The 19,365-nt window shown below is 68.6% G+C and carries 17 protein-coding genes and 2 pseudogenes; 6 read left to right on the forward strand and 13 right to left on the reverse strand.

What is annotated here, in order from left to right; genetic code table 11:
• Positions 1-2: 2 nt before the first annotated feature.
• Together otnI and A6A40_RS15425 are read right to left on the reverse strand one after the other, a co-directional pair.
• Entirely contained in the window at positions 3-776 is a 774-nt protein-coding gene (gene otnI / locus A6A40_RS15420; protein ID WP_108546814.1) for a 2-oxo-tetronate isomerase, read from the reverse strand.
• A gap of 141 nt (positions 777-917) precedes the next feature.
• A complete protein-coding gene (locus A6A40_RS15425; RefSeq protein WP_108546815.1) occupies positions 918-1,934 on the reverse strand; it encodes a 1-aminocyclopropane-1-carboxylate deaminase in 1,017 nt (338 codons plus the stop codon).
• Positions 1,935-2,091: 157 nt separating this feature from the next.
• On the opposite strand from A6A40_RS15425, the gene A6A40_RS15430 reads away from it, so the two are divergent.
• Positions 2,092-2,556 carry an Lrp/AsnC family transcriptional regulator gene (locus tag A6A40_RS15430; protein ID WP_108546816.1) on the forward strand — a complete coding sequence of 155 codons (465 nt, stop codon included), beginning with the start codon at positions 2,092-2,094 and terminating at the stop codon, positions 2,554-2,556.
• Positions 2,557-2,573: 17 nt separating this feature from the next.
• Here the strand turns inward: A6A40_RS15430 and A6A40_RS15435 are convergent, their stop codons facing one another.
• Positions 2,574-2,957, reverse strand: a complete 384-nt coding sequence (locus A6A40_RS15435; RefSeq protein ID WP_108546817.1) for a nuclear transport factor 2 family protein — start codon at positions 2,955-2,957, stop codon at positions 2,574-2,576.
• Positions 2,958-3,217: 260 nt separating this feature from the next.
• Here A6A40_RS15435 and A6A40_RS15440 point away from each other — a divergent pair, with 260 nt between their 5' ends.
• Positions 3,218-3,598: a hypothetical protein gene (locus A6A40_RS15440; RefSeq protein WP_108546818.1), complete on the forward strand. Its 381-nt coding sequence runs from the start codon at positions 3,218-3,220 to the stop codon at positions 3,596-3,598.
• 27 nt (positions 3,599-3,625) lie between these two features.
• Here A6A40_RS15440 and A6A40_RS15445 read toward each other — a convergent pair whose 3' ends face one another.
• Positions 3,626-4,939 (reverse strand): amidase, encoded by a 1,314-nt coding sequence (locus A6A40_RS15445; protein WP_236783817.1) that lies wholly within the window; start codon positions 4,937-4,939, stop codon positions 3,626-3,628.
• A 399-nt stretch (positions 4,940-5,338) separates the two neighbouring features.
• Here A6A40_RS15445 and A6A40_RS15450 point away from each other — a divergent pair, with 399 nt between their 5' ends.
• Positions 5,339-6,877 carry an FAD/NAD(P)-binding protein gene (locus A6A40_RS15450; RefSeq protein ID WP_108546820.1) on the forward strand — a complete coding sequence of 513 codons (1,539 nt, stop codon included), beginning with the start codon at positions 5,339-5,341 and terminating at the stop codon, positions 6,875-6,877.
• A 28-nt stretch (positions 6,878-6,905) separates the two neighbouring features.
• Here A6A40_RS15450 and A6A40_RS15455 read toward each other — a convergent pair whose 3' ends face one another.
• The 5 genes and pseudogenes from A6A40_RS15455 to A6A40_RS15470 form a co-directional block, all read right to left on the reverse strand.
• The gene (locus A6A40_RS15455) at positions 6,906-7,610 is read right to left on the reverse strand and encodes an aspartate/glutamate racemase family protein (protein ID WP_108546821.1); all 705 of its coding nucleotides are present in this window, start codon (positions 7,608-7,610) and stop codon (positions 6,906-6,908) included.
• 14 nt (positions 7,611-7,624) lie between these two features.
• Entirely contained in the window at positions 7,625-8,452 is an 828-nt protein-coding gene (locus A6A40_RS15460; RefSeq protein WP_108546822.1) for an ABC transporter permease, read from the reverse strand.
• Between the two features lie 3 nt (positions 8,453-8,455).
• A complete protein-coding gene (locus A6A40_RS30910) occupies positions 8,456-9,373 on the reverse strand; it encodes an ABC transporter permease (protein WP_162363823.1) in 918 nt (305 codons plus the stop codon).
• A 65-nt stretch (positions 9,374-9,438) separates the two neighbouring features.
• Positions 9,439-10,720, reverse strand: a pseudogene (locus tag A6A40_RS30915) (ABC transporter substrate-binding protein); the annotation flags it as partial.
• A 59-nt stretch (positions 10,721-10,779) separates the two neighbouring features.
• Positions 10,780-11,799, reverse strand: coding sequence for an ABC transporter ATP-binding protein (locus A6A40_RS15470; protein ID WP_108546824.1), 1,020 nt, complete (start codon positions 11,797-11,799; stop codon positions 10,780-10,782).
• Positions 11,800-12,090: 291 nt separating this feature from the next.
• On the opposite strand from A6A40_RS15470, the gene A6A40_RS15475 reads away from it, so the two are divergent.
• Positions 12,091-12,843: a GntR family transcriptional regulator gene (locus A6A40_RS15475; RefSeq protein WP_108546825.1), complete on the forward strand. Its 753-nt coding sequence runs from the start codon at positions 12,091-12,093 to the stop codon at positions 12,841-12,843.
• A 74-nt stretch (positions 12,844-12,917) separates the two neighbouring features.
• On the opposite strand, the gene nagE is transcribed toward A6A40_RS15475, so the two are convergent.
• Entirely contained in the window at positions 12,918-14,381 is a 1,464-nt protein-coding gene (nagE, locus tag A6A40_RS15480) for an N-acetylglucosamine-specific PTS transporter subunit IIBC (RefSeq protein WP_108546826.1), read from the reverse strand.
• Between the two features lie 65 nt (positions 14,382-14,446).
• Positions 14,447-15,352, reverse strand: a complete 906-nt coding sequence (locus A6A40_RS15485; RefSeq protein ID WP_108546827.1) for an N-acetylmuramic acid 6-phosphate etherase — start codon at positions 15,350-15,352, stop codon at positions 14,447-14,449.
• 232 nt (positions 15,353-15,584) lie between these two features.
• Between A6A40_RS15485 and A6A40_RS15490 the strand changes: the two genes are divergently transcribed.
• Together A6A40_RS15490 and A6A40_RS15495 are read left to right on the forward strand one after the other, a co-directional pair.
• A complete protein-coding gene (locus A6A40_RS15490; RefSeq protein WP_108547249.1) occupies positions 15,585-16,340 on the forward strand; it encodes a GntR family transcriptional regulator in 756 nt (251 codons plus the stop codon).
• A gap of 50 nt (positions 16,341-16,390) precedes the next feature.
• The gene (locus A6A40_RS15495; protein ID WP_108546828.1) at positions 16,391-17,059 is read left to right on the forward strand and encodes an HAD family hydrolase; all 669 of its coding nucleotides are present in this window, start codon (positions 16,391-16,393) and stop codon (positions 17,057-17,059) included.
• A 55-nt stretch (positions 17,060-17,114) separates the two neighbouring features.
• Here A6A40_RS15495 and nagA read toward each other — a convergent pair.
• Together nagA and A6A40_RS15505 are read right to left on the reverse strand one after the other, a co-directional pair.
• Positions 17,115-18,260, reverse strand: a pseudogene (nagA, locus tag A6A40_RS15500) (N-acetylglucosamine-6-phosphate deacetylase); the annotation flags it as partial.
• On the reverse strand, positions 18,260-19,306 hold the full coding sequence (locus tag A6A40_RS15505) for an SIS domain-containing protein (RefSeq protein WP_108546829.1): 1,047 nt from the start codon (positions 19,304-19,306) through the stop codon (positions 18,260-18,262). The pseudogene nagA and the gene A6A40_RS15505, both read right to left, overlap by 1 nt.
• Between the last annotated feature and the right edge of the window lie 59 nt (positions 19,307-19,365).

Raw genomic sequence — 19,365 nt, forward strand, 5'->3', positions numbered from 1 at the left:
GTTCAGCCGCAGTAGGGGCCGAACCAGCCGAGCCCGTCCTCGGTCCGGCCCCGCGGACGGTATTCGCAGCCGACGAAGCCGCCATAGCCCAGCCTGTCCAGTTCGGCGAACAGGAAGGGCCAGTTCAGCTCCTCCCCGTCCGGTTCCTGGCGGGAGGGGACGGAGGCGATCTGGATATGGCCGATCGTCGGCATCAGCCGGCGCAGCGCCATGGTGACGTCGCCATGCAGGATCTGCCGGTGGTAGATGTCGAACTGCAGCCGCACATTCGGCCGGCCGATGCCGGCGATCAGGCCTTCCACGGCGGCGAAGCCGTTCAGGAAATAGCCGGGCATGTCGCGTCCGTTGATCGGCTCCAGCATCAGCTCGATGCCGCGCTCGCCCAGCGCATCGGCGGCATACAGCACCGCATCGCGATAGCTCGCGGCGGCTGCCGGATCGGCGGGATCGGCCAGCCCGGCCATCAGGTGCAGCCGGCGGCACCCCGTCGCCTCGGCATAGCGCAGCGCGGTGGCGATGCCGGCCTTCAGCTCATCGAAGCGGCCGGGCAGAGCGGCCAGCCCGCGCTCCCCCGCCGCCCAGTTGCCGGGCGGCATGTTGAACAGGGCCTGGGTCAGGCCATTGCGCTGAAGGCGCACGGCGATCTCGTCCGGCGCATGGTCGTAGGGGAACAGAAACTCCACGGCACGGAATCCGGCGTCCGCCGCCGCGTCGAAGCGATCGAGGAACGGCCGCTCCGTGAACATCATCGTCAGGTTTGCGGCGAAACGGGGCATGGCGCGGACCGGCCTTGGCGAGGGGAAGGACCGGGGTCAGCCCCGGCGGATGCGGCCGGACGTCCGGCCGCGGCACGCGCGGGATTCAAGACAAGTCGTCCCGAATGGTCAAGACCGCCTGCACAGCCCCGCCGGCCGGACTCAACCGTTGCGATAGGTGTAGCTGTAGCCGTTGATCGCCGGTGCGCCGCCGAGATGGGCGTAGAGCACCTTGGAGCCCTCCGGGAACCAGCCCTTCCTGACGAGGTCGATCATGCCCTGCATCGACTTGCCCTCATACACCGGGTCGGTGATCATCGCCTCGGTGCGGGCGGCGAGGCGGATGGCCTCGTTGGTCTCGGCGCTCGGCACGCCATAGGCGGGATAGGCGTAGTCTTCCAGGATGACGATCTCGTCGTCGCGGACCTCGCGGCCGAGTTCGACCAGTTCGGCCGTGCTGTCGACGATCTGGCGGACCTGGCTGCGGGTCTGTTCCGGCGTGCCGGAGGCGTCGATTCCGATCACGCGGTCGCCCCGGCCGTCGGCGGCGAAGCCGACGATCATGCCGGCCTGGGTCGAGCCGGTCACCACGCAGACGACGATGTAGTCGAACTTGAAGCCGAGTTCGGCCTCCTGCTTGCGCACTTCCTCGGCGAAGCCGACATAGCCGAGCCCGCCATATTTGTGGACCGAGGCGCCGGCCGGAATGCCATAGGGCTTGCCGCCGGCATCCTTGACCGACTGGATCGCCTCTTCCCAGCTCTTGCGGATGCCGATGTCGAAGCCGTCCGGAACGATGCGGCTGTCCGCCCCCATCAGGCGGGTCAGCAGGATGTTGCCGACACGGTCATAGACGGCATCCTCGTGCGGGACCCAGCTTTCCTGCACCACGACGCATTTCATGCCGATCTTCGCCGCCGTCGCCGCCACCATGCGGGTGTGGTTGGACTGCACGCCGCCGATGGACACCAGTGTGTCCGCGCCCGACGCGATGGCGTCCGGGACGATGTATTCCAGCTTGCGCAGCTTGTTGCCGCCCATGGCGAGACCGGAATTGCAATCGTCACGCTTGGCGTAAATCTCGACCTTGCCGCCCAGCGCGGCGGTCAGGCGCGGCAGATGCTCGATCGGAGTCGGGCCGAAGGTGAGCGGATAGCGTTCGAAACGGTCGAGGCGCATCGTGGCATGCTCCAATGGTGAGGTGGAGCACACGGTATCACCACCTTTTTGAAAGGTGCTTCCATAGTTCGGCCAGAAATTCGCCGCTATTCGGCTATTGCCGGCCTTCTGCGAGACGAATAGCCTCAATTTAGGCTGATAAACGGAAGACTCTCTCATGGTTGAAAAGCTGGACGCGGTGGATCGTCGGATTCTGCAGCATCTTCAAAGAGATGGCCGGATGACCAACGCGGATGTCGCCGCCGCGGTCCATGTCAGCCCGGCGACCTGCCACCGGCGCACGCAACGCCTGTTCGAGGACGGCTACATCCGGTCCGTGCGGGCGGAAATCGCGCCAGCGAAGGTGGACCGCGGAACGCTGGTGATCGTCGGGGTGGTGCTGGACCGCTCGACACCGGAAAGCTTCGGCGATTTCGAAAAGGCGATCCGCAAGCTGCCCTTCGTGCTGGACTGCCATCTGGTCGCCGGCGACTTCGACTTTTTCCTGAAGATCCGCGTCAGCGACATCGCCGACTTCAACGAGCTGCACGGGCACCAGCTGATCGCCCTGCCCGGCGTGCGGCAGACGCGGACCTTCTTCGTCATGAAGGAGGTGATCGACAACGCCCTGCTGGATTTCTGAGCAAGGCGCCGATCCGCTCAGGCCGGCAGCGGCGAAGCCTGACGTGCCAGCAGCTTCCAAGCGCCGTCGGCTTTCGTCCAGACCTGCAGCACCTTGATGTGGGCGGTGCTGGTCGTGCCGTCCGCCAGATTGTTGACGCAATCGAAGGTGTGGCGGGCAATGGCGACGTCGCCGACCACCTGGATCGCATGGTCGCTGAGGTCCAGCGCCTTGAAGGCGTTCTTGCCGTCCAGGCTGCCGACGAAGTCCGCCTTGTCTTCCAACCTGCTGTTGGAATGGCCGTAGGTCAGCTGGTCCATCGTCATCGCCTGCAGCGTGGCGCCATCGCCGGCCAGCATGGCATCGCGCAGCGCAGCCACCGCCTTCGCCACCAGCTGATGGTCGTCGTCGTTCCTGAGCATGGTGACCCTCCCAATCGATTGCTGTCATGCCCGCCCGAAGCGGAACGGGTCATAAATTGGTATACTAGTATGCATCTTGGTTCCAGAACCGCTTGCGGGTGTGCGCCGGTTCGCCGCAGGGAGTGAAGCCGGGCCGGATGACGGCATGCGGGCCGTCCTATGTAACTTTCCGCAGATCCTCTTGTGATCGGCTGCGCCGGACGGCCGGGACGGGTATGCTCCCCGCCGCGACTCCAGGGACGGACAGCGAGGGGACGGGAATGGCGACCAGACGGCGCAAGCTACCGCGCAAGCGCAAGGGCAGGCAGGTGACGGCCGCCCGCGGAACGGCGGCGGACATGATGAACACGGGACGGCCGTCGCCCGGCGGCCTCACCACCGCGGTGAGGGGAACGGCAGCCAGGACCACGGCTCAGACCGCCACCAAGGGGCGCAGGCCGAGCTTCGCCGCAACGCCCGATGCCGCCGCCGGACGTTTCCTCAGCCCCGAACAGCAATATCTGCTGAAGAAGCGGCGCGAGGCGGAGCAGCGCGAGGCGAAGGACCGCCGCACCGCCTTCGCCATCGTCCTGGTGCTGCTGCTTCTCGTGGCCGGCGCGGTTGCGGGGCTGGTCTGGCTCTGGCGCTCCCCGGTCGCCTGAAGGACAGAAGCGCGGAGCAACCGAGGCTCAGGCCGCCAAGACGGCCTCCAGCCCGGCGGCGATGCCCAGCAGGCTGCGGTCGCTGCCCCGGCGGCCCATCGCCATCAGCCCGACCGGAAGCCCGGCCGACGGAACCGGCAGCGAGATCGCCGGCAGGTCGAACAGATTGGCGATGCGGGTGTTGCGCAGCAGCAGCAGATTGACCCGATGGAAGGCGGCATCCTCCAGCACATCGGCGATGGCGGGGGCGGTCAGCGGAACGGTGGGCAGCAGCAGGACGGGGTGCCGGGCCAGCCGCTCATCCATCAGGCGGATCAGGTCGGAGCGGCGGCGCTGCATGCGGACGTAATCGGCGGCGGGCGTCCGGCCGCCGGCCTCGATGCGGGCGCGGGTCTTGGGATCGATGCCGTCGAGCGCCGTGATGCCGAGTTCCGCCAGCGTCGCCGCAAGCTCGATGGCGGTGAAGACGCCGATGCGGTCCAGATCGGCCAGGGCGTCCAGTTCGGCGTCGATGGAGCTTTCGATGATCTGGGCACCGGCGGCCCGCAGGCGGTCAAGCGCCGCCTCGAACGCCGCTGCGACCGCCGGCTCGATCCCGTCGAACAGCCGCCACCGCGGCACCAGGAAGGACTGGCCGGCAACCGGCAGCGGGCTGAACGACGCGGGATCGCCATCGCCCAGAATCGAATCGAGCAAGGCCGCGTCCGCGACGGTCGCGGCGATGGGGCCGATCACATCCAGCGAGGCCGACAGCGGGAAGGCGCCCTCGGCCGACAGGCGGCCGGAGGTCGGCTTGAACCCCACCGCGCCGGACAGCGCCGCGGGAATGCGCAGCGAACCGCCGGTGTCGCTGCCGAGCGCGATCTCCGCCATGCCGTCCACCACCGAGATCGCCGCACCGGAGGAGGACCCACCCGGCACCCGCGACCGGTCGCGCGGATTGCCGGGGTTGCCGTAATGGGGATTGATGCCGACGGCGGAGAAGGCGAATTCCGTCATGTGGGTGCGCCCGACGATCACGGCACCGGCGGCACGCAGCCGCGCCACGGCGCGCGCATCCCGCCGGGCGGCGGGCCGGCCGCGCAGGATGGCGGAGCCTGCGGCGGTGGTGTCCCCCGCCACGTCGAACAGCGCCTTGACCGAGACGATCCGGCCGTCGAGCGGCCCCAGCGGCCGGCCCGCCGCCGCCCGGCGGTCGCTGGCGGCGGCGGCCTCCCGTGCCTCGTCGGCATAGAGTTCGGTGAAGACCAGCGCGCCCTGCCGCTCCGGGTCGGCGATGCGGGCAAGCGCCGCCTCAAGCCGGTCGGACGCGGACGGACGGGGGGCGGCGGGCAGGGGCATGGCGGATTCCTGGCAGGTCATGGGGCGGACCGGACGATAGCGGGACGTCCCATCGCATGTGCCACATCGGCGCCGGCTTGGCGACCGGGATCATGCGGACCAGGGAACGGGCAGTGGCGTGAGATGCGGGCGCCGCTCGCAATCGACAACACCTTTCCCATTTATGCATTTTTTCTTGTGGAATCATCCTGATCTCTACTTTTGTCAGGGTATTTGCCGTTCGGCCGATGGCGCGTGCAGAATGCCTGTGATAAGCAGGAGAGAACGAAGCGGACCGAGCAGACACACGGCCGACGCGAGTGCCCGCCCCCCAGCACGGCCATTGCAGTTCCGAAGCCAGGGGACTTGATCGCCAACGGCCGGCCTTTTCCGGAATGACTCACGGAAGGACGGACTCCGATGCCTGCAACGCCTCACCTCCATCCGCCCGGCGGCACTCCCCTGGGACCGATCGAGCGCCACATCGCCGTCATCGGCGCGGGGTTCACCGGCAGCCTGCTGGCGGCCCACCTGTTGCGCGGCGCACGGGCGCCTCTGGTGGTCCATCTGATCGAATATGGCAGCAGACCGGGAACCGGCGTCGCCTACTCCACCCCCAACGGCGCCCATGTGCTGAACGTCCGCGCCTATAACATGAGCGCCTATCCGGACGACCCGCGCCATTTCCTGCGCTGGCTATGGAGCCGGGCGGAGGGACCGACAGCGGAACAGCCGGTACCGCCGAGCGGCCATGCCTTCGTGTCGCGCGCCCTGTACGGCACCTACATCCAGGACGTTCTTGCGGAGGCGCAGGCGGAGGCTCCCGCCCATGCGCGCCTCAACCTGATCCGCGGCGAGGCGGTGGACGTCCGCACCGAGCATCCGGCCGACGGCAGACGCGCCGTGCATGTGCGCCTCGGCGACGGCCGCGTGGTCAGCGCAGACACGGCCGCCCTCTGCATCGGCAACTTCCCGCCATCGGCGCCCTGTCTCGCCTCGGCGACCGCGGCGGAGGCCTTCGCGTCCGACCGCTTCATCGGCGACCCGTGGGATGCCGCCGCCATCGGCCGCATCGACCGTGACGCCGCCGTCGCCATTCTCGGCACCGGCCTGACCATGGTGGACACGGTGCTGTCGCTGCTGGATCAGGGGCATCGCGGACCGATCACCGCAGTGTCGCGCCGCGGCCTGCTGCCGCTGCGCCATGAGGAGACGCGGCCCTACAGCTCCTTCCTGCATCCCGACGTGCTGCCAAGCACGGTGCTGGACGTGCTGATCGCGCTGAAGGCCGATGCGCGCCGGGCGGCGGCGGCAGGCTATGACTGGCGGTCGGCCTTCGACGCGTTGCGTCCGCACCATCACCGCATCTGGTCGCATCTGCCGATGGAGGAGCGCCGCCGCTTCCTGCGCCACGCCCGCCCCTTCTGGGAGGTGCACCGCCACCGCATGGCCCCCCAGGTGGCCGACCGCATCGCCGCCGCCCACTCCGACCGCCAGTTGACCATCCTGCCGGGCCGGCTGAAGGACGCGGCACTGACCGGCGGCGGGCTGGATCTGCACATCGTCGAACGCGGCGGTGGAGCCGTGCGGGTGTTGACGGCGGGTGCGCTGATCAACGCCACCGGCACCAACTGCGACTATACCCGCATCCGTCATCCGCTGGTGCGCTCGCTGCTCGACCGCGGCCTCGCGCGGCCGGACCCGCTGCGGCTGGGGCTGGACGTGACGGACGGCGGTGCGGTGATCGCCGCCGACGGCACCCCGGCGCCGCGCCTGCTGGCCTTCGGCCCGGTCGCCAAGGCACCCTTCTGGGAAATGACCGCCGTGCCCGAACTGCGCAGCCAATGCGCGGACGCGGCCCGGCGGATGCTGGATGACCTGAGCGGCGGCCCAACAGCCGGACATGGGGCGCTGCCGGCGATTCCGACGCTGGAGTGCCCCGATCCGCCGCGGGTTTGACGAAAAAGGCTATGAAATGGCGGAAGCGTCACCGCGTCTTGGGCAGCGGCGGCGCATAACCGCCGGCCTTGCTGGTGCGCAGGCCGAGCGCCGCCAACCCCTCCACCAGCTTCACGGCGGCGGTGACGCCGTCGATCACCGGCAGGCCCATCTCCTCGCTCAGCGCGCGGGCGAGATCGGCCATGCCGGCGCAGCCCAGCACGATGGTCTCGGCGCCGTCCTGCTCCATGGCCCGGCGGATTTCGGCGCGCACGCGCTCGACGGCGCCGGAGGCCGGGTCCTCCAGCGCCAGGACGGGCACACCCGCCGCGCGGATGGTGCAGCGGCCGGCCATGCCGTAACGCTGGGCCAACCGCTCCAAAGCCGGGATCGAGCGGGGCAGCGTCGTCACCACGCTGAACCGCCCGCCGAGCAGCGCAGCGGTCTGCATCGCCGCCTCGCAGATGCCGATCACCGGTGCGGTGGCGAGGCTGCGCGCGGCATCCAGCCCGACATCGTCGAAACAGGCGATCACAGTGCCGGCGATGCCGCCGCCGCGCTGGTGCCGGTCGATCTCCGCCAGCAGGCCGGGGACGGCCAGAGCCTCGTCATAATAGCCCTCGATGCTGGCGGGTCCGGTCGGCGGGTTGGTCGCGACGATCTCGGTGCCGGGTGCGGCGACCTTGCTGGCCGCGGCGCCGATCCGCCCGGTCATGGAGGCGGTGCTGTTTGGGTTGACGACCAGGATGCGCATGGCGATGGGGTTCCTCAAATGCCGCTTCGGCGCAGGCGGTGGCGGCGCAGCAGGATCAGACCCAGCAGGGCCAGGCCGATCACGCTGAAGGAGAAGACCGTCGTCAGCGATCCCAGCGCATAGAGCACCGGCGTGGTGACGTTGGTGGTCATGCCGTAGATCTCCAGCGGCAGCGTGTTGAAGCTGCCGGCGGTCATCAGCGTGCGGGCGAACTCGTCATAGGACAGGGTGAAGCCGAACAGGCCGACGCCGATCAGGCTGGGCAGCAGGATCGGCAGCACGACATGGCGCACCGTCTGCCAGGGCGTGGCGCCGAGGTCGCGCGCCGCCTCCTCATAGGCCGGGTTGAAGCGGTTGAAGATGGCGAAGACGATCAGCAACCCGAAGGGCAGCGTCCAGGTCAGATGCGCGCCCAGCGCCGAGCTGTACCAGGCCGGCTCCAGCCCCAGGATGTTGAAGAACAGTCCGATGCCCAGGCTGACCAGGATCGACGGCACGATCAGGCTGGCGACGGCGAGATAGAACAGCGCCCCGCTGCCCCGGAAACGGCGGCGGAAGGCGAAGCCGGCCAGCACCGAGAACAGCACGGTCAGCACCATCACCATCAGCCCCAGCGCGATGGAGCGGCGGAAGGATCCGCCGAAATCGCCCACCGCCTGCTGTTCGAACAGGTTGCGGAACCAGTGCAGCGAGACGCCGTTCATCGGGAAGGTCAGCCCGCCCTCCGGCCCCTGGAAGGACAGGATCAGGATGGTCGCGGTCGGGCCGTAGAGGAACAGCACGAACAGTGCGAAGAAGGCGCCCAGCAGATAGAAGGACAGGCCGCGGCGGGAGGTGTTCATCTCTCACAGCTCCTTGCGGATGTCGACGACGCGCAGCATCGCCACCACCATGATCAGGACGACGGCCAGCAGAACCACGGCGTTGGCGGCGGCGGCCGGGTATTGCAGCAGCGAGATCTCGTTGGCGATCATCAGCCCGATGGAGGCGCTCTGCCCGCCGCTCATCAACCGCACGGTGATGAAATCCCCCATCACCAGCGTGACGACGAAGATGGAGCCGATGGCGATGCCGGGCTTGGTCAGCGGCAGGATGACGTTCCACAAGGTCTGCGCCGCGCTGGCGCCGCCGTCGCGCGCCGCCTCGATCAGCGCACGGTCGATGCGCATCATCGAATTGAAGATCGGCACCACCATGAACAGCGCATAGAGGTGGACGAAGGCCAGCACGACCGAGAAGTCGGAGAACAGCAGGAACTCCAGCGGCTGGTCGATGATCCCGGCGGAGATCAGGCCGGAATTCAGCAGCCCGTTGCGCCCCAGGAACGGAATCCACGAGATCATGCGGATGATGTTCGAGGTCCAGAACGGGATGGTGCAGACCAGGAACAGCACCATCTGCCATGTGGTCGAGCGCACATGGAAGGCCAGGAAATAGGCCACCGTGAAACCGATGCCGAGCGTGATCGCCCAGGTCAGCGCCGCATATTTCAGCGTGTTCAGATAGGTCTTCCAGGTGACCGGCGAGGTCAGCAGCTCGGTATAGTTGGTCAGCACGAAGTCCGGGTAGATGCGCACGCTGTCGTAATCCCAGAAGCTGACCGCGACGATGGTCAGGATCGGAACCAACAGGAACAGCAGCAGCGCGACGGTCAGCGGCGCGGCCTGAAGATACGGAGCGATGCGTGGCAGCGGACGGGGACGCCGCGCCCTGCCGGCGGCGGCCGTGACGGACGGTCGGGACGTTTCGGCGGTCAGGGTCATCGGCGGGGTCCTGCGGGTTGAAGGTTGGATCAGTGCTGTGCCCCCTCCCTCCCGCTTCGCGGGTNACTTGCGGACCATGTAGCGGTCCTCGTCCATCACCGCGTTCCAGCAGGCGACGCGGCCCATGCGGTCCTGGAACGAGCCGCCGTCGCGCACCGCGCCGGCCTTTTCCATCACCTTGCCTTCGGGGCTGAGGATGTCGGCCTTGGCCGGCTGGCCCTCCATCCAGAAGGCCCATTCCTCCGGCGTCATGTGCTGCTTGGCGGTGTCGAGCACGGCCGAATAATAGCCCTGGCGGTTCAGATAGGCGCCGACCCAGCCCGACAGATACCAGTTGATGTATTCATAGGCCGCCTCCAGCTCCAGCCCGCTCAGATGCTTGGCGATGCCGAGACCGCCGCCCCAGGCGCGATAGCCCTCCTTCAGCGGCTGGTAGACACACTGGATGCCCTTGGCGCGGACGGCGGCGACGGCCGGCGACCACATCGACTGGATGATGACCTCGCCCGACGACATCAGGTTGACGCTCTCGTCGAAGGTCTTCCAGAAGGCGCGGAACTGGCCGGCCTTCTTGGCGTCGGTCATGATCTTGAGGGTCTTGTCGATCTCCTCCTTGGTCATGTTGCCCTTGTCGCCGTATTTGACCTCGCCCATCGCCTCGCAGACCATGGCGGCGTCCATGATGCCGATGGACGGGATGTTCAGCAGCGACGCCTTGCCCTTGAAGGCAGGGTCGAGCAAATCCTTCCAGCTGGAGATCGGCCGGCCGACCAGATCGGGGCGTATGCCCAGCGTGTCGGCGTTGTAGATGGTCGGGATCAGCGTCATCCATTCGGTCTGCGCCTTGGCGAACTTGGTGCTGTCCTTGCCCTCGACGAAGCCGACGGTGTGGGGGGCGGTGCCCTGGGCAATGGCGCTGTCCGGCGTCAGCTTGCCGGTGACGAAGATCGGGACGATCTTGTCGAAGTTCTTGATCTTCTTCACGTCCATCGGCTGCATGACGCCCGCCGGGAACACCTTCTTGCAGATCCAATATTCGATGTCGGCGATGTCGTAGGATTTCGGCTGGGTCACGGCACGCTGGGTCACCGCGTCCGAATCCAGCGCCGTCATCTGGAGGGTGAAGCCCAGATCCTCCTTCACCTTGTCGGCGACGGCGTTCAGGTTCGACACGCCGGTGCCGAACTGGCGCAGCGTGACGTTCTTGATGTTCTGCGCCCAGATGGTCGGAAAGCCGGTGATGGCGCCCGAGCCGACGGCAGCGCCGGCCACGGCGGCGGTGCCCTTCAGCAGGGTGCGGCGGCTGACGCCGGTGGAGAGCTTCGAAGGTGTACGGGTGTCGGTCATCGCTGAGCCTCCAGTCTGTTCGTCGTGTTGTTTTTTGGGTAGCGCTTTTGAAAGGCGAGTCAGGACGCCAGCGGGTGGACGTCCCGCCGGCTCCAGCCGGCGCGCACACGGTCGCCCACGCCGACCGGCGCGTCGAAATAGCGGGCCTCCTCCAGCACGACGGCGAATTCGTCCGCGCCGGGAATGTCGAGGCTGAGATGGACGGAAGCGCCGTGATACTCCAGCGAGCGCACCGTGCCCTCCACCTGGATTTCGGTCGGCAGCTCGGCACCGCCCAGCAGGATGCGGTCGGCCCGCACGGCGCAGCGGCCGGCATCGCCGACCACACCGCCCCCAATTGCACCGGCATCGATGACGTTGTGTCCGCCGATGAAGCGGGCGACGAAGGCGGTGCGCGGCCGGTTGAACAGCTCGCGCGGCGGCCCGGCCTGTTCGATGCGGCCCTGGTTCATCACCACGGCGAGGTCGGCCAGCGCCATCGCTTCCGTCTGGCTGTGGGTGACGTGGATGAAGGTGATGCCGATGTCGCGGTGCAGGCGCTTCAGTTCCTCGCGCATGCGCACGCGCAGGAAGGGGTCGAGCGCCGACAGCGGCTCATCCAGCAGAAGCACGCCCGGCCGGGTGATCAGCGCGCGGGCCAGCGCCACGCGCTGCTGCTGTCCGCCCGACAGCTGCGACGGCAGGCGGCCGGCATATCTGCCCATGTCGACGAGGTCGAGCATCTCGCGCGCCCGGCGGCGCCGCTCCTCCTTGCCCTCCCCCTTCATCTTCAGGCTGAAGGCGACATTGTCGGTGCAGTCCAGATGCGGGAACAGGGCGTAGCTCTGGAACATCATCGCCGTGCCGCGCTTGGCCGGCGGGTCGTCGTTGACCACGCTGTCGCCGATCAGCAGGTCGCCGTCGGTGATGTCCTCATGCCCGGCGATCATCCGCAGGGTGGAGGTCTTGCCGCACCCGCTCGGCCCCAGCAGGCAGCAGTAGGAGCCGGCAGCGATCCGCAGATCGATGCCGTCCACCGCCACGGTCGCGCCATAGGCCTTGCGCAGCTTCACCAGTTCGACCGTCGAACCCGCCGTCATCGGATGGCCTCCAACATTGTGCACAATTTGCGCGGTCGTTTGTGACCGGTTCGCCTTGTGCATGTCGCGTGCCAGCGGCGGAATCCTGGAAATCAACCGCTTTTCCGATGTTCTGTTGCGCAACGGATCGGCAATTGTGCAGGGTTTCGGCGCCGTGACGTCATTTTGGGCAGCTCTGCTTCGGGAGGTCGCCGCCGCACCACTCCGGCGATTGCTGTTTCCTCGCTGGCCCGGTTTGTGCACAATATGCAGCATGCTTCCCGCACACCGTTAAAAGCACCCTGCCAGCCCATGACGACCGCCGCGCCCGCCAAGCCAGCCCGCCGCACGCCCCGCGCCCGCACCGGTGCCCGCGCCAGCGCCGAATCCCGCATCGTCCGCAGCATCGGCGAGGCGATCGCCGACCGCCGCCTGCCGCCCGGCACCAAGCTGACCGAGGAAAGTCTGGCGGAAGCCTTCGGAGTCAGCCGGGAACGGGTGCGCAAGGTCCTGCTTCTGCTGGCGCAACGGCGCGTGGTGACGCTGATCCCCAACCGCGGCGCCTTCGTCGCCAAGCCGACGCCGAAGGAGGCGCGCGAGGTGTTCGAGGCCCGCCGGGTGATCGAACGCGCGATCATGGACCGGCTGGAGCGGATGCCGCGCCCCTTGCCCGACGATGTGCTGGAGAAGCTGCGCGGCCATGGCGCGCTGGAGGATGCGGCGGAACGCGCGGCCGACCGCAAGGCGATGATCCGGCTGTCCGGCCAGTTCCACCTGCTTCTGGCGGAATTTGCCGGCAACGCGACGCTGACGGGGATCCTGGCCGACCTGATCGACCGCTCCAGCCTCGCCATCGCCGCCTTCGAGCGGCGGTCGTCTCACACCTGCTCGGCCGACGATCATCGCCGCCTGATCGCCGCCCTGATCGGCAACCGTCCCGGCGAGGCGACGACGCTGATGATCGAGCATCTCGACGAGGTCGAGCGCCAGTTGGATCTGGAGACCAAGACGGAGACCCGCATCGACCTGAAGGCGATCTTCGCCGAAGAGACGGAAGCGGTCTGACGCGACAGGGCCCCTTAAAACGCGAAGAGCCCCGGCCTCCGACGAGGCCGGGGCTCTTCGCGTTTCTTGAGGGGTCAGACCCGCATGCCGGCCGACAGGTTCAGCGTGTCCTGGATCTCACCGGCCAACTGGTCGGCGATTGGGCCGACGATCACCTGGACGGAGTTGGCCGACGGCTTCACCACGCCGCGGGCACCCAGCCGCTTCAGTTCGGACTCGTCGATGCGCGCGGCATCGGCGACGGCCAGGCGCAGGCGGGTCGTGCAGGCCTCGACGGAGCGCAGATTGCCAGCCCCGCCCAATGCCGCGACATAGGCGCCGGCCCGGTCGCTCGCCGCCGCGGATGCCGGCGCAGGCCCGGCCGCCACAGGCGTCGCCGCCTGCCCGGCGGGGATGGCGACATCGTCGCGGCCCAGCGTCTTCAGGTCGAAGCGCCGGATGACGAAGCGGAACAGCGTGTAATAGATCACAAAATAGGCAGCACCCACCGGCAGAAGCAGGATGGGGTTGGTCGCCTTGCCGTAATTCAGCACATAGTCGAACAGGCCCGCCGAGAAGCCGAAGCCCAGCTTCACGTTCAGCACATCCATCAGCACCATCGAAAGGCCGGTCAGCACGGCATGGACGGCGAACAGCACAGGCGCCAGGAACATGAAGGCGAATTCCACCGGTTCCGTCACGCCGGTCAGGAAGGCGGTCAGCGCCATCGACAGCAGCACGCCGCCGACCGCCGCGCGGTTCTCCGGCTTGGCCGTGTGGTACATGGCGAGGCAGGCGGCGGGCAGGCCGAACATCATCACCGGGAAGAAGCCGGCCATGAAGGCGCCGGCCGCGGGATCGCCCTTGAAGAAGCGGTTGAGGTCGCCGGTGACGCCCTGGTAATCGCCCAGCAGGAACCAGGCGATGTTGTTGATGATGTGGTGCAGGCCGGTGATGATCAGCACCCGGTTCAACACGCCGTAGAGGAACAGCCCCAGCTTGCCCAGCCCCAGCACGCCGGTGGTCAGTGCGCTCAATCCGGCATCGACGATGGGCCAGCCATAGCCGAAGATCACCGCGATCCCCAGCGCCGCCAGACCGGTGACGATGGGCACGAAGCGCCGGCCGCCGAAGAAGGCGAGATAGTCCGGCAGCTTGATGTCCTTGTACCGGTTATAGAGCTGGCCGGCGATGATGCCGATCAGGATGCCGACCGGAATGCTGATGCGGCTGGACATCTTCGCCACCAGCTCAGGCGCCACGCCGCTGAGCACGACGGCGCCCTTCACCGCCACGAAATAGCCCACCGCACCGGCCAACCCGGCCGCACCATGATTCTCGCGGGCGAAGCCGATGGCGATGCCGACGGCGAACAGGACGCCCAGGTTGGAGAAGACGGCGTCGCCCGCCGCGGCGATGAAGGCGATGTTCAGCAGGTCGGGCTGGCCAATGCGCAGCAGCAGCCCGGCGATGGGCAGCACAGCGATCGGCAGCATCAACGCCCGCCCGAGCCTCTGGACGCCCGAAAAACGGTCGCCCGAAAAACGATCAGCAGACATTCGGACGTCTCCCCTACAACAGGCCGGGCCTCACCGGGCCAGGCATCAGGATTGGATTTCGGGTATCAGGCGACGGAGCGGAGCCCGGCGGCGCGTTCCATCGCCCGGCGCAGGTTGCCGCCGGTCTCGATCAGCAGGCGGTCGATGTCGGGACCGTCCAAGCCGGCAAGCCCCAGCACGGCACGGCGGACGTCGCCATGCCGCTCCAGCGCCGCCCCGGCCGACGCCTCGTCCACCCCGGCGATGCGCGCGACCATTGCGGCGCAGCGGCGGCGGAGCTTGGCGTTCTCCGGCCGGACATTGACCATCAGGTTGTCGTAGACATTGCCGAGCGCGGTCATCACGCCGGTCGAGAACAGGTTCAGCACCACCTTCTGCGCGGTGCCGGCGCCAAGGCGGGTGGAACCGGCGATCACCTCCGGCCCGGTCAGGGTCAGAATGGGATGTTCGACGGCCTCCAAGAGCGGGGACCCGGCGCTGCTGGCGATCCCCATGGTCAGGGCTCCCGCCTCCCGCGCGGCGCGGAGAACGCCGACTGTGTAGGCGCTGGCCCCGCTGGCCGACAGGCCGACGACCACATCATCCGCGGCGATGCCGACGCGGGCCGCTTCAGCGCGGCCGGACGCCTCGTCATCCTCCGCTGCGCCGGTCAGCCCGCGCGACAGGTCGAGCCCGCCCGCGATCAGCAGGACCAGCCGCTCGGCCGGCCAGTCGAAGGTCGGCCCCAGATCGAGCCCGTCCAGCGCCGCCACCATGGCCGAGGATCCGGCGCCGGCATAGACCAGCCGCCCCCGACCGCCGGCCAACCGGTGCGCGGCTGCCTCCACGGCGGCGGCGACGGCCGGAAGGGCGGGCGCGCAGGCGGCGAGCGCCCGCGTCTGCCCCTCCCAAAGGGCCGTCATCAGCTCACCAGCCGGCCAGAGGTCCAGCCGGCTGTACCGGTGCGCCGCATCCTCCGTGCCGCCCGCCATTCCCGCCGCTCCCGCGCTGCTTGCCGCCCTTGGCGGGCGACCCATCCCCGACCGCCCGCCAGTCATGGGTGGTATTAGATTGGACTGTATGTGCAGCATACCAAAAACCGGGCCGTCCGCAATCGCAATCTGATTGTTTGTCTTTCCCTCTGTAAGGAAAGGCCCCGGCGGCTGTTGCCCATTGGCCTTTCAGTGGTATTATACCCATCCCAAAGCACTGGAGTGGCTGCCGATGTCCACCGCCGCCGCGGCCCCGTTCGACCCGACCGCCCTGTCGGATGCCCTGCCGCTGCCGCTCTATCTGCAGCTGGCGCGGCATCTGCGGGCGCTGATCGTCGAGGGGCGGCTGACCGACCAGGACGCCCTGCCCGGCGAGCGCGAACTGGCGGAAACCTTCGCCGTTTCCCGTGTCACCGTGCGCAAGGCATTGCGGGAGCTGATCGCGGAAGGGCTGCTGCACCAACGCCAGGGGGCCGGCACCTTCATCAACCGCAGCCCCCATGTGGAACAGCGTCTGTCGGCGCTGACCAGCTTCACCGAGGATATCGGCGGGCGCGGGCTGAAGCCCGACTCGCGCTGGCTCGGCCGGTCCGCCGGCACCGCGACGCCGGAGGAGGCGATGGCGCTGGGGTTGCGTCCGGGGGCGGAGGTGGTGCGGCTGCACCGGCTGCGTCTGGCCGACGGCACGCCGCTCGCCATCGAACTCAGCGCCCTGCCCGCCAGCTTCCTGCCCGATCCGGAACTGGTGCAGGGCTCCCTGTACGAGACCTTGCGCGGGCGGGGCCATCCGCCCTTCCGTGCCCTGCAACGCTTGTCTGCCATTCGCCTGCCGGCGGATCAGGCCGCACTTCTGGGGGTTCCCGACGGCGCCCCCGCCCTTTACATTGAGCGCCGCACCTTCCTGGAGAACGGAACCCCTCTGGAGTTCGTCCGTTCCCACTACCGCGGCGACGCCTATGACTTCGTCGTGGAGCTGTCGCTGGCCTGATCCCTGCGGGTCATTCCCTCCCATGAGAAATTTCCCCACGAGAGCGCGCGATGAAGCCTGCCCTTGATACCCCGTTCCGTGTCCGCGCCATCCTGTTCGACATGGACGGCACACTGATCGACACCACGGGCCCCGTGGAACGCTCCTGGCGCAGCTGGGCTGCCCGGCACGATCTGGATCCCAACGCCATCCTGGCCGTCTGCCACGGTGTCCGCAGCATCGAGACCGTCCGCCGCTTCGCCCCCGCCGGTGCCGACATCGACAACGAGGTGCGTCTGGTGGAGGAGTGCTACACCAATGACACCGAAGGCGTGCGTGCCGTTCCCGGCGCCCTGGAGCTTCTGCAATCGCTGCCGCGCCATCGCTGGGCGGTGGTGACATCCGCGCCGCAGGACATGGCGCGCAAGCGGATCGCCCAGGCCGGCCTGCCCCTGCCCGACCTGCTGATCGGCGCCGACAACGTCACCCATGGCAAGCCCCACCCCGAAGGCTACCGCACAGCCGCCGAGAAGCTCGGCTTCGACCCGCGCGAAACCGTTGTGTTCGAGGATGCCCCGGCGGGCCTGAAGGCCGGCCACGCCGCCGGCGCGCTGGTGATAGGACTGACCACGACGCTGCCGGCACATAAGCTGGGCGATAATCTGTGCCTGCCCGATCTGACGGCGCTGCAGGTGCGGGTGGACGAGGATGGGTTGGAGATCGTGGCGGTGGGTGGATGACGGGTTCTTGATGTCCAGGCTTTGATTGCCCCCTCCCCAACCCTCCCCCGCTTCNCTCCCCTTCCACCCAGGTGCCCTTCACCGTCAGGTCCGGCCGCAGCAGCACCAGATCCGCCCGCCAGCCCGGCGCGATCCGCCCGCGCTCACCGTCCATCCCCAGGAACTCCGCCGGATAGAGCGACGCCATGCGCAGCGACTCCTCCAGCGGCAGGCCGATCAGCGTCCCCGCGTTGCGCACCGCCGTCGCCATGTCGAGATCGGCCCCCGCCAACGTCCCGTCGGCCAGCACCAGCCGGCCGTCCCGCCGGTAGATCGTGCGGCCGTTCAGTTCGAAGCTGTCGGCGTCGGTGCCCGTCGGCGGCATGGCGTCGGTCACCAGCATCATCCGTCCGCGCGGCCGGGCGGCCAGAGCCGCCCGCATCATCAACGGATGGACGTGATGCCCGTCGGCGATCAGCCCGCACCAGGGCCGCCCGTCGCCCAACGCCGCGCCGGCCGGACCGGGCTGGCGGTTGGCGATGCCGGGCATGGCATTGAAGAGGTGCGTCACCCCGCGCACGCCAAGGTCGAAGGCCTCCACCACCCGTTCGGCGCTCGCCATCGTGTGGCCGACCGACAGGATGACCCCGGCTGCCATCAACCGCGACAGGGCGGCATCCTCCACGCATTCCGGCGCCAGCGTCAGCAGCACCCGCCCGCCCGGCATCCGCCCCGGCAGGCCGCCGATGAAGTCCAGGTCGGTCCCGTCCGGCGCGCGGACGAAACGCGGATCATGCGCGCCCACCCGCTGCGGGCTGATGAAGGGGCCTTCGAAATGGATGCCAAGAACGCCGCTGCCGGGTTGCGCCACCGCGATGACCGCCGCCTCGGCGGCGGCGCGGTGGCACTCGGGCGTGTCGGTGATGATGGTCGGCAGCAGGCCGGTGGTGCCGAAGCGCCGGTGCGCGGCGGCGATGGCGAGCGCCGCCTCCGCCGTCGGCTGCTCGTTGAACAGCACACCGCCGCCGCCATTGACCTGGATGTCGATGAAGCCGGGAGCCAGCAGGTCGCCCTCCTCCAGCGCCACCGTCCGGTCGGCGTCCGGCGGTGTGCGGCCGGGGGCGACGATGTCGAGGATGCGGCCATCCCCAACCAGCAGGCTGCGGCCGTCGAGGATGGTCTCGCCCGTGAAAATCCGGGCGCCGGTCAGGAGATGTCGCATCAGACGGTCTTCGTCACTTTGGCGAGGTTGGGCGGGCTGTCGGGATCGATGCCGCGGGCCAGCGCCAGTTCATAGACCGCGCCGTAGAAGCTCTGCAACGCCGCCAACGGCGCGGCTTCCGGCGCCAGATCCGGCAAGCTCGGCAGCAGCGTGGTGCCGGCAAGGCCGCTTTCCGTCGTGGCAACGGCGGCCCCCAGCCCGACGATGCGCTCCACCACCGCGCGGGTGTGCGGTTCCGCCGCGTCGGCCTGGGTCAGGGCCAGCACGGGGAATCCGGGACCGACCAGCGCCAGCGGCCCGTGGACGACCTCCGCCGCGCTGAAGGCTTCCGCATGCAGGCGGCAGGTCTCCTTGAACTTCAGCGCCATCTCCAGCGCCGCTCCGAAGCCGACCCCGCGCCCCAGCACATAGAGGTTCCGTGCGCCGGCCAGCGGCATCAGCGCCGGCTTCCAGTCCAGCGTCTTCGCCGCCTCCAGAGTCTCCGGCAGGGCGGCCAAGGTGGATTTCAGCGCCGGGTCGTCCTGCCAATGGGCGACCAGCTGCAGATAGGCGGCGAGCGAGGCGATGCAGGATTTGGTCGCGGCGACGCTGCGCTCCGGCCCGGCCGACAGCGGCAGGCAATGGTCGCACAGGCCCGCCAGCGGCGAATCCTCCGCATTGACGAAACCGACCACCAGCGCCCCGCCGGCCTTCGCCGCCTCCACCAGCCGGAGCAGGTCCGGGCTGCGGCCGGACTGCGAGACGGCGACGAACAGCGCGCCCTCCAGGCTCAGCCGCCCGCCATAGACCGAGGCAATGGACGGCCCGATGGAGGCCACCGCCCGGCCCATGCGCGTTTCGATCAGGTATTTGCCGTAGGCCGACGCATGGTCGGAACTGCCGCGCGCGCAGGTGACGACGAAGCGAGGCGGATTGCGGCGCAGCTGCTCCCCCAATTCGGCGAAGCCGGCGCCGCAACGCTCGATCTGCCGGGCCACCGCGGCGGGCGCCTCTGCGGCTTCGGTGGCCATCAGGGGAAGATTTCGGGGCGGCTTCTGCTCTGTCATGGCGGCGCTCGCGATTGACTGGTATAGATACCAATGTAAGACCTTCTTGCGCCGGAGGC

It is taken from the genome of Azospirillum humicireducens, assembly GCF_001639105.2.
Taxonomy (GTDB): domain Bacteria; phylum Pseudomonadota; class Alphaproteobacteria; order Azospirillales; family Azospirillaceae; genus Azospirillum; species Azospirillum humicireducens.